At 34.3% G+C, this 8,242-nt stretch carries 17 protein-coding genes; all 17 read right to left on the bottom strand.

Annotated elements, in window-relative coordinates:
- Positions 1-51: 51 nt before the first annotated feature.
- The 17 genes from rplF to rpsJ all read right to left on the bottom strand — a co-directional run bounded on the left by rplF (position 52) and on the right by rpsJ (position 8,241).
- On the bottom strand, positions 52-597 hold the full coding sequence (rplF, locus tag D6200_RS15230) for a 50S ribosomal protein L6 (protein ID WP_047789825.1): 546 nt from the start codon (positions 595-597) through the stop codon (positions 52-54).
- Between the two features lie 15 nt (positions 598-612).
- On the bottom strand, positions 613-1,011 hold the full coding sequence (gene rpsH, locus D6200_RS15225) for a 30S ribosomal protein S8 (RefSeq protein WP_047789826.1): 399 nt from the start codon (positions 1,009-1,011) through the stop codon (positions 613-615).
- 367 nt (positions 1,012-1,378) lie between these two features.
- On the bottom strand, positions 1,379-1,648 hold the full coding sequence (rpsN, locus tag D6200_RS15220) for a 30S ribosomal protein S14 (RefSeq protein ID WP_028890738.1): 270 nt from the start codon (positions 1,646-1,648) through the stop codon (positions 1,379-1,381).
- Positions 1,649-1,652: 4 nt separating this feature from the next.
- Positions 1,653-2,204, bottom strand: a complete 552-nt coding sequence (rplE, locus tag D6200_RS15215) for a 50S ribosomal protein L5 (protein WP_047789827.1) — start codon at positions 2,202-2,204, stop codon at positions 1,653-1,655.
- A 2-nt stretch (positions 2,205-2,206) separates the two neighbouring features.
- Entirely contained in the window at positions 2,207-2,521 is a 315-nt protein-coding gene (rplX, locus tag D6200_RS15210) for a 50S ribosomal protein L24 (protein WP_047789828.1), read from the bottom strand.
- Between the two features lie 14 nt (positions 2,522-2,535).
- On the bottom strand, positions 2,536-2,904 hold the full coding sequence (rplN, locus tag D6200_RS15205) for a 50S ribosomal protein L14 (protein WP_047789829.1): 369 nt from the start codon (positions 2,902-2,904) through the stop codon (positions 2,536-2,538).
- A gap of 1 nt (position 2,905) precedes the next feature.
- Positions 2,906-3,163: a 30S ribosomal protein S17 gene (gene rpsQ, locus D6200_RS15200; protein WP_028890734.1), complete on the bottom strand. Its 258-nt coding sequence runs from the start codon at positions 3,161-3,163 to the stop codon at positions 2,906-2,908.
- An 18-nt stretch (positions 3,164-3,181) separates the two neighbouring features.
- Complete coding sequence (gene rpmC, locus D6200_RS15195) at positions 3,182-3,373, bottom strand: 50S ribosomal protein L29 (protein WP_028890733.1); 192 nt, start codon at positions 3,371-3,373, stop codon at positions 3,182-3,184.
- 12 nt (positions 3,374-3,385) lie between these two features.
- Positions 3,386-3,817 carry a 50S ribosomal protein L16 gene (gene rplP, locus D6200_RS15190; protein WP_047789830.1) on the bottom strand — a complete coding sequence of 144 codons (432 nt, stop codon included), beginning with the start codon at positions 3,815-3,817 and terminating at the stop codon, positions 3,386-3,388.
- A gap of 19 nt (positions 3,818-3,836) precedes the next feature.
- The gene (gene rpsC / locus D6200_RS15185; protein ID WP_047789831.1) at positions 3,837-4,553 is read right to left on the bottom strand and encodes a 30S ribosomal protein S3; all 717 of its coding nucleotides are present in this window, start codon (positions 4,551-4,553) and stop codon (positions 3,837-3,839) included.
- Positions 4,554-4,564: 11 nt separating this feature from the next.
- The gene (rplV, locus tag D6200_RS15180; RefSeq protein WP_028890730.1) at positions 4,565-4,969 is read right to left on the bottom strand and encodes a 50S ribosomal protein L22; all 405 of its coding nucleotides are present in this window, start codon (positions 4,967-4,969) and stop codon (positions 4,565-4,567) included.
- A 9-nt stretch (positions 4,970-4,978) separates the two neighbouring features.
- Complete coding sequence (gene rpsS, locus D6200_RS15175) at positions 4,979-5,257, bottom strand: 30S ribosomal protein S19 (RefSeq protein WP_028890729.1); 279 nt, start codon at positions 5,255-5,257, stop codon at positions 4,979-4,981.
- Positions 5,258-5,263: 6 nt separating this feature from the next.
- Positions 5,264-6,088, bottom strand: a complete 825-nt coding sequence (rplB, locus tag D6200_RS15170; protein WP_047789832.1) for a 50S ribosomal protein L2 — start codon at positions 6,086-6,088, stop codon at positions 5,264-5,266.
- A gap of 11 nt (positions 6,089-6,099) precedes the next feature.
- On the bottom strand, positions 6,100-6,390 hold the full coding sequence (rplW, locus tag D6200_RS15165; RefSeq protein ID WP_047789833.1) for a 50S ribosomal protein L23: 291 nt from the start codon (positions 6,388-6,390) through the stop codon (positions 6,100-6,102).
- A gap of 8 nt (positions 6,391-6,398) precedes the next feature.
- On the bottom strand, positions 6,399-7,028 hold the full coding sequence (gene rplD, locus D6200_RS15160) for a 50S ribosomal protein L4 (protein WP_047789834.1): 630 nt from the start codon (positions 7,026-7,028) through the stop codon (positions 6,399-6,401).
- Positions 7,028-7,645, bottom strand: coding sequence for a 50S ribosomal protein L3 (gene rplC, locus D6200_RS15155; protein WP_047789835.1), 618 nt, complete (start codon positions 7,643-7,645; stop codon positions 7,028-7,030). Before rplC ends, rplD begins: the two co-directional genes overlap by 1 nt.
- Positions 7,646-7,935: 290 nt before the next feature.
- Positions 7,936-8,241: a 30S ribosomal protein S10 gene (gene rpsJ / locus D6200_RS15150; RefSeq protein WP_024740605.1), complete on the bottom strand. Its 306-nt coding sequence runs from the start codon at positions 8,239-8,241 to the stop codon at positions 7,936-7,938.
- Position 8,242: the final 1 nt, after the last annotated feature.

The raw sequence follows: 8,242 nt of genomic DNA, 5'->3' as shown, positions 1-8,242 counted from the left end.
ATCGTTGTCTTTTTCAAGCTTTGATAATGCCATAATAATTTCTCTTATTTATTATGCAGATTTACCTGCTTTTCTTCTTAATACTTCTCCTACAAACTTAATTCCTTTTCCTTTGTAAGGTTCTGGCTTACGGAATGAACGAATTTTTGCTGCAACTTGACCAACTAATTGCTTGTCATGTGAAGTTAATTTTACGATTGGGTTCTTACCTTTTTCAGATACTGTTTCAACCTTAACTTCTGGAGCTAAATCTATTACAATATTGTGAGAGAAACCTAAGGCTAAATCTAATTTTTGTCCTTGGTTAGATGCTCTATAACCAACACCTACTAACTCTAACTCTTTAGTAAATCCTTTGCTAACACCTTCAACCATATTATTGATTAAAGCACGGTATAAACCATGTGCTGCTCTATGATCTTTACTTTCTGATGGTCTTTCTAAAGTAATGGTACCATCTTCAACTTTTACAGTAATATCAGACTTAATTTCTTGAGTTAACTCTCCTAATTTCCCTTTTACTGTAACCACATTTCCGTCTACTTTTACTTCAACACCTTGTGGCAATGCGATTGGATTCTTTCCTATTCTACTCATCTTACAAAATGTTTTTTAGTAAACGTAACATAATACTTCACCACCAACGTTCTCTTGTCTTGCTTTTTTGTTTGTCATTACACCTTTTGATGTAGAAACAATAGCAATACCTAATCCGTTCAATACTCTTGGCATTTCTTTAGCGCCAACGTATCTACGTAAACCTGGTGTTGAAATTCTTTGAATCTTTCTGATTACTGATTCTTTCGTGTCACGATCGTATTTTAAAGCTATCTTAATCGTTCCTTGAACCTTATCGTCATTGAACTGATAACTTAAAATGTAACCTTGATCGAACAAAATCTTCGTCATTTCCTTCTTCAACTTTGAAGCAGGAACTTCAACTACTCTGTGATTTGCTGCAATAGCATTTCTCACTCGAGTAAGAAAATCCGCGATTGGATCTGTATACATAGTTAATTAATTTTCGGTTTTGGTTTTTAGCATTATTATCTTATCAACGCAAATACTAAACCTGAAACCAGTTAATACTTATTTATTTGTTTTTTGAGTAAAATCTCATAAGCATTATACCATTTAAGTGGTATTTACTTACAAGGCGTAATTTACCCCATAAAAACAGAGTGCAAATATACATAAACTTTTTGAAAATCAAACCTTTTTGATGATTATCATTTTTAGTATCAAAATATTACGTTTTTGTAAGAGTATTTTTATTTTAAAATGAAATTAAAGTATGTATTAATTACACCCTTTTGTTAAGCAAAAAGGTGTACAACTTTGTTTAGTTATACACCTTTATTTTGTATGGAAGAGCTTCTTACCAGCTTGCTTTCTTTACTCCTGGAATTAATCCTTGGTTAGCCATTTCACGGAAAGTAACACGTGAAATTCCGAACTGACGCATATATCCTTTTGGACGTCCAGTTAGTTTACAACGATTGTGCATTCTAATTGGTGATGCGTTTTTTGGCAACTTTTGTAATGCTTCATAGTCTCCAGCTTCTTTTAAGGCTTTTCTCTTTTCTGCATATTTAGCAACCATTTTAGCTCTTTTGCGCTCACGCGCTTTCATTGATTCTTTAGCCATCTTATTAATTCTTTTTAAATGGTAATCCTAATTCTCCTAATAATGATTTAGCTTCCTTATCAGTGCTTGCTGATGTTACAAAAGTAATATCCATACCACTAATTTTTTTCACTTGATCAATATTAATCTCTGGGTAGATGATTTGCTCAGTAATTCCTAAATTGTAATTACCTCTACCATCAAAACCATTTGCTTTGATACCGTTAAAGTCTCTTACACGTGGTAAAGAAGCTGTAACTAATCTATCTAAAAATTCGTACATTTTATCTCCTCTTAACGTAACTTTTGCTCCAATAGGCATTCCTTTACGTAATTTGAAGTTTGCAACGTCTTTCTTAGAAATTGTAGGTACTGCTTTTTGACCAGTAATAGTAGTTAACTCATCAATAGCGTATTCTATTAATTTCTTATCTGCTATAGCTGCACCAACACCTTTACTTACAACTATCTTTTGTAATTTAGGCACTTGCATTACATTGCTATAACCAAATTCATCAGTAAGAGCTTTGATAACTCTGCTCTTGTACTCTTCTCTTAATCTTGGTACGTAACTCATTGTTATATTGCTTTATCTGATTTTTTTGAAACTCTGAACTTTTTTCCACTTTCCTTATCAAAATCATACCCTACTCTAACAGCTTCACCGTTTTCGATTAAGGCTACATTCGATATATGTAATGGAGCTTCCTTTTTTACAATTCCTCCTTGAGGGTTAGCAGCACTAGGTTTAGTGTGTTTAGACACCATATTTACACCTTCTACTACTACTCTATCCTTATCTTTAAGGATTTGTAAAACTTTTCCTTCAGATCCTTTATGATCCCCTGCTATAACTTTAACAGTATCTCCTGATTTAATTTTAAATTTTTTCATTTTAAAATCTGATTTTATAACACCTCAGGTGCTAATGATACTATTTTCATAAATTGTTTCTCACGTAATTCACGAGCCACAGGTCCGAATACACGAGTACCTCTCATTTCCTCTGAAGGATTTAAAAGTACACAAGCATTATCATCAAATCTGATATATGATCCGTCTTTACGTCTAACTTCTTTCTTAGTACGAACAACAACTGCACGAGATACTTGACCTTTCTTTACAGTTCCGTTTGGAGTTGCAGATTTTACTGAAACTACAATTTTATCTCCAACGCTAGCGTAACGCTTTTTTGTTCCTCCTAAAACTCTAATCACTAAAACTTCTTTTGCTCCAGTGTTATCTGCGACTTTTAATCTTGATTCTGTCTGTAACATATTATTTAGCTCTTTCTAGGATTTCTACTAATCTCCAACGCTTAGATTTACTCATAGGACGTGTTTCCATGATCCTTACAGTATCACCTTCGTTGCAATCGTTATTCTCGTCATGTGCAACGTACTTCTTAGTCTTCAATACGAACTTTCCGTACATTGGGTGCTTTACTCTTTTTACCTCGCTAACTACGATAGATTTCTCCATTTTGTTGCTAGATACTACACCGATTCTCTCTTTTCTAAGATTTCTTTTTTCCATCTTTAAAACTGACTAGAATTATTGTAATTCTCTTTTAGTTAACTCTGTAGCAATTCTTGCTACAGTTTTTCTTAAGCTACGTAACTCTAATGGGTTTTCCAATGGAGTTATGGCGTGAGCCATCTTAAGATCAGTATAATTTTTCTTCAACGCCCCTAGCTTTTCTTGTAAGTCAGCTGTTGATAATTCTTTAATTTCTGATTGTTTCATGATCTAATAGAATTAAGCGTTATAATCAAAATCTCTTGCTATTACAAACTTCGTTTTTACAGGAAGTTTTTGCGCTGCTAAACGTAAAGCTTCTTTTGCTACTTCCATTGGTACTCCACCAATTTCGAACAAAATTCTACCTGGTTTTACAACTGCTACAAAGTGATCTGGTGCACCTTTACCTTTACCCATACGTACCTCTAACGGTTTCTTTGTTATTGGTTTATCTGGGAAAATCTTAATCCAAAGTTGCCCCTCTCTTTTCATATAACGAGTTGCCGCAATACGAGCTGCCTCAATTTGACGAGAGGTAAGTAAGTTCTGGTCTAATGATTTGATACCAAACATTCCGTTAGAAAGTTGAGTACCTCTACCAGAGTTACCTTTCATATTTCCTTTCGCCTTCTGTACCTTACGGTATTTTACTCTTTTTGGCTGTAACATTGTTAATTTCTTTTAAAAATTATTTTCTTCTGCGAGGTTGACGTTTACCACCTCCTTTGTTTCCACTACCTTTTTGCTTAGATAGTCCAACTAATGGAGATAATTCACGTTTTCCATAAACCTCACCTTTCATAATCCATACTTTCACACCGATTCTTCCGTATGTAGTATGTGATTCAACAAGTGCATAATCGATGTCTGCTCTAAAGGTAGAAAGAGGAATTCTTCCTTCTTTGTAATGCTCAGAACGTGCCATTTCAGCTCCGTTTAAACGGCCTGATAATTGAACTTTAATTCCTTCTGCATTCATTCTCATTGCAGCAGCGATTGCCATTTTAGTAGCTCGCTTGTAAGAAATTCTATTTTCAATTTGACGTGCAATACTAGCAGCAACTAATTTTGCATCTAATTCTGGACGCTTAATTTCGAAAATATTAATTTGAACTTCTTTACCAGTAATTTTCTTAAGCTCTTCTTTTAACTTGTCTACCTCTTGACCTCCTTTACCAATAATGATACCTGGACGTGCAGTAGTGATAGTAACGGTTACAAGTTTTAAGGTACGCTCAATAATAATTCTTGATACACTTGCTTTAGATAATCTAGCATATAAATACTTTCTTATCTTATCATCTTCAGCAATCTTATCTCCGTAGTCATTTCCACCATACCAGTTAGATTCCCATCCTCTGATAATTCCTAAACGATTTCCTATTGGATTTGTCTTTTGTCCCATTTCTACTTTGATTAATTACTATTATTTTTAGTTCCTAACTCTAAAGTTACGTGATTAGAACGCTTACGAATTCTATGTGCACGACCTTGCGGAGCTGGTCTTAACCTTTTTAACATACCTGCGCTATCAACACAAATTGATTTTACGTATAATCCAGCATCTTCAATGCTTGCATCTTCATTTTTAGCTTGCCAGTTAGCAATAGCTGATAATAATAACTTTTCTAAGTTACGTGATGCTTCTTTTGGACTGAACTTTAAGATTTGTAAAGCTTTTTCAACTTCTACTCCTCTTACTAAATCTGCTACCAAGCGCATTTTCCTTGGTGATGTAGGACAATTAGTTAATTTAGCGAAAGCTCTAGACTTTCTAGCTTCTTTTAACTGTGTTGCCATGTTATGTTTACGACTTCCCATAATTTCCTACTATTTTTTACCTTTATTTTTTGCACCAGCATGTCCTCTAAATGAGCGTGTTGGTGAAAATTCGCCTAATTTATGACCTACCATGTTTTCAGTAACGTAAACTGGTACAAACTGACGTCCGTTGTGAACTGCAATTGTTTGTCCTACGAAATCAGGAGTAATCATACTTGCTCTAGACCAAGTTTTGATAACTGACTTACTACCTGCTTCTACGTTAGCTAACACTTTTTTCTCTAACTTATAGTGAACGTAAGGTCCTTTTTTTAATGATCTTGCCATGGTTTATTATTTCTTTCTACGTTCTACGATATACTTATTACTAGCTTTGGTCTTTGATCTAGTCTTAAATCCTTTAGCAGGAATACCGTTTCTAGATCTTGGATGCCCTCCAGAAGAACGTCCTTCACCACCTCCCATTGGGTGATCAACTGGGTTCATTCTTACTGCATTTGTTCTTGGTCTTCTTCCTAACCATCTACTTCTACCTGCTTTACCTGAAACTAATAATTGGTGGTCTGAGTTAGACACTACTCCAATTGTAGCCATACAAGTTAATAAGATAAATCTTGTTTCTCCAGAAGGTAATTTAACAGTTGCATATTTACCTTCTTTTGCAACTAACTGAGCAAAAGCTCCAGCAGAACGAGCCATAACAGCTCCTTGACCTGGGTGTAACTCAATACAAGAAATTGTAGTTCCTAAAGGAATTTCACTTAAATACATAGCGTTACCTACTTCTGGAGCTACTTCCTTTCCTGAAATGATTGTTTGACCTACTTTTAATCCGTTTTGTGCAATCACATAACGTTTTTCACCATCAGCATAACTAACTAATGCAATAAATGCAGTACGGTTTGGATCGTACTCAATAGTTTTTACTGTTGCAGGAATACCTTGCTTATCTCTTTTAAAATCGATAATACGGTATTTTTGTTTATGACCTCCACCGATGTTACGTGTAGTCATTCTACCCTGGTTGTTTCGACCTCCAGATCGTTTTTTCGGAGCTAATAAAGATTTCTCCGGCTTATCAGTAGTAATGGTGTCGAACCCATTTACAACTCTAAAACGCTGACCTGGTGTTATTGGTTTTAATTTTCTAACTGACATTCTGTCTTTTCTTAAAGATTGTTATAAAAATCAATAGTTTCTCCTTCAGCTAACTGAACGATTGCCTTTTTGTATCCACCTGTTAATCCAGTAACTAAACCTTTTTTAGTGTATTTAGTTTTTCTTTGTGCTGGATAATTCATTGTTTTTACAGATTCAATCGCTACACCATAAGCAGCTTCTACAGCTCCTTTGATTTCTAATTTGTTAGCTTTTTTATTTACAACAAATGTATAACGGTTGTTTAACTCGCTATCATTTGTAGCTTTTTCTGTAATAATAGGTTTAATTAAAATACTCATCTTGTTCCCTATTTACTTAAATTAGACTCAATTCCTTCTAGAGAGCTTTCTGAAATAACCACTTTATTAGCATTTAAAACGCTATACGTGTTAATACCTGAAGCATCTACTACTTTAGAACCTTTTAAGTTACGAGATGATAAGTAAACATTCTTACTTTCTTCACCTAATACGAATAAAGACTTTTTAGCGTCTAATTCTAAAGCTTTTAATACATTGATAAACTCTTTAGTTTTTGGAGCTTCAAAATTGAAATCTTCAACAACCACTAAATTGTTTTCTTTTGCTTGAATACTTAAAGCTGACTTACGTGCTAAACGCTTTAAGTTTTTATTTAACTTAAAAGAATAGTTTCTAGGTCTTGGACCAAACATACGTCCACCACCTCTAAAAACACCAGACTTGATACTACCCGCACGAGCTGTACCAGTTCCTTTTTGTTTTTTTATCTTTCTTGTACTACCAGCAATCTCAGCTCTTTCTTTCGATTTATGAGTACCTTGTCTTTGATTAGCCAAATACTGCTTTACATCTAAATAAATTGCATGATCATTTGGCTCAATTCCGAATACCTCGTTAGAAAGTTCAACTTTTCTACCAGTATCTTTTCCTGTAATATCTAATACTGCTACTTTCATTATTTCTCGATAGTTACATAAGAGTTTTTGTGACCAGGAATTGCTCCTTTTACAACGATAAGATTCTTATCTGCAACCACTTTTAAAACTCTTAAATTTTGAACTTTTACTTTGTCTCCACCCATACGACCTGCCATACGCATTCCTTTGAATACTCTTGCAGGGTATGATGCTGCACCAATTGAACCTGGAGCTCTTAAACGGTTATGTTGACCGTGAGTTGCTTGTCCAACCCCGCCAAAACCATGACGTTTAACAACACCTTGAAAACCTTTACCTTTAGAAACTCCTGATACATCAACGAATTCTCCTTCAGCAAAGTGTTCAACAGTAATTGAGTCACCTAATTTATACTCACCTTCGAATCCTTGGAACTCAACGACCTTTCTTTTAGCAGATGTACCAGCTTTTTTAAAGTGACCATCTAAAGCCTTGTTAGAGCTTTTTGCTTTTTTGTCATCGAAACCAAGTTGTAACGCGTTATAGCCGTCAACCTCTTCGGTTCTGACTTGGGTAACAACGCAAGGACCTGCTTCGATTACAGTACAAGGAATATTTTTCCCGTTTTCATCGAATAAGCTGGTCATTCCTACTTTTCTTCCTATTAACCCAGACATATTTGTTAATTTTCAGACGATAGATTTTAATTTATCCAGCGCGTCTATTAATAAAATAATTTTTTGAAACAAATGTTTCTTGTTTTCCTTCGAATTTCTCAAAAAAAAAGAGCGAAAAACATCTTCACTCTTTGAATTTGTTTTACCGTTTTTCCTTCGCGAAACCCTCAGGACATGTCATTTCTGAATACTTTTCAGAAATTTCCACACTCCGAAAACTAAAATTTCGGTGTGCAAAAGTATAAAAAACTTTCGGCTTAACAAAATTAAACCGAAAGTTATTGATTTACTTATACTTTGATCTCAACTTCAACTCCACTTGGTAACTCAAGTTTCATTAGCGCATCAATAGTTTTTGAAGAAGAACTATAAATGTCTAATAATCTTTTGTAAGCAGATAATTGAAATTGTTCTCTTGATTTTTTGTTTACGTGTGGTGAACGTAACACTGTAAAAATCTTTTTATTTGTTGGTAAAGGAATTGGTCCGTTTACCACAGCACCAGTACTCTTTACTGTTTTTACGATTTTCTCAGCAGACTTGTCTACTAAATTATAATCGTAAGATTTTAACTTTATTCTAATTTTTTGACTCATC

It is taken from the genome of Tenacibaculum mesophilum, from assembly GCF_003867075.1.
Classification (GTDB): Bacteria; Bacteroidota; Bacteroidia; order Flavobacteriales; family Flavobacteriaceae; genus Polaribacter; species Polaribacter mesophilus.
The sequence above is the reverse complement of the archived record's forward strand: the minus strand, read 5'-3'. Positions and strand labels throughout refer to the sequence as shown.

Coding starts and splice junctions, on each gene's coding strand:
- rplF (WP_047789825.1), bottom strand. CDS start 597: ATGAGTAGAATAGGAAAGAATCCAATCGCATTGCCACAAGGTGTTGAA.
- rpsH (WP_047789826.1), bottom strand. CDS start 1,011: ATGTATACAGATCCAATCGCGGATTTTCTTACTCGAGTGAGAAATGCT.
- rpsN (WP_028890738.1), bottom strand. CDS start 1,648: ATGGCTAAAGAATCAATGAAAGCGCGTGAGCGCAAAAGAGCTAAAATG.
- rplE (WP_047789827.1), bottom strand. CDS start 2,204: ATGAGTTACGTACCAAGATTAAGAGAAGAGTACAAGAGCAGAGTTATC.
- rplX (WP_047789828.1), bottom strand. CDS start 2,521: ATGAAAAAATTTAAAATTAAATCAGGAGATACTGTTAAAGTTATAGCA.
- rplN (WP_047789829.1), bottom strand. CDS start 2,904: ATGTTACAGACAGAATCAAGATTAAAAGTCGCAGATAACACTGGAGCA.
- rpsQ (WP_028890734.1), bottom strand. CDS start 3,163: ATGGAAAAAAGAAATCTTAGAAAAGAGAGAATCGGTGTAGTATCTAGC.
- rpmC (WP_028890733.1), bottom strand. CDS start 3,373: ATGAAACAATCAGAAATTAAAGAATTATCAACAGCTGACTTACAAGAA.
- rplP (WP_047789830.1), bottom strand. CDS start 3,817: ATGTTACAGCCAAAAAGAGTAAAATACCGTAAGGTACAGAAGGCGAAA.
- rpsC (WP_047789831.1), bottom strand. CDS start 4,553: ATGGGACAAAAGACAAATCCAATAGGAAATCGTTTAGGAATTATCAGA.
- rplV (WP_028890730.1), bottom strand. CDS start 4,969: ATGGGAAGTCGTAAACATAACATGGCAACACAGTTAAAAGAAGCTAGA.
- rpsS (WP_028890729.1), bottom strand. CDS start 5,257: ATGGCAAGATCATTAAAAAAAGGACCTTACGTTCACTATAAGTTAGAG.
- rplB (WP_047789832.1), bottom strand. CDS start 6,088: ATGTCAGTTAGAAAATTAAAACCAATAACACCAGGTCAGCGTTTTAGA.
- rplW (WP_047789833.1), bottom strand. CDS start 6,390: ATGAGTATTTTAATTAAACCTATTATTACAGAAAAAGCTACAAATGAT.
- rplD (WP_047789834.1), bottom strand. CDS start 7,028: ATGAAAGTAGCAGTATTAGATATTACAGGAAAAGATACTGGTAGAAAA.
- rplC (WP_047789835.1), bottom strand. CDS start 7,645: ATGTCTGGGTTAATAGGAAGAAAAGTAGGAATGACCAGCTTATTCGAT.
- rpsJ (WP_024740605.1), bottom strand. CDS start 8,241: ATGAGTCAAAAAATTAGAATAAAGTTAAAATCTTACGATTATAATTTA.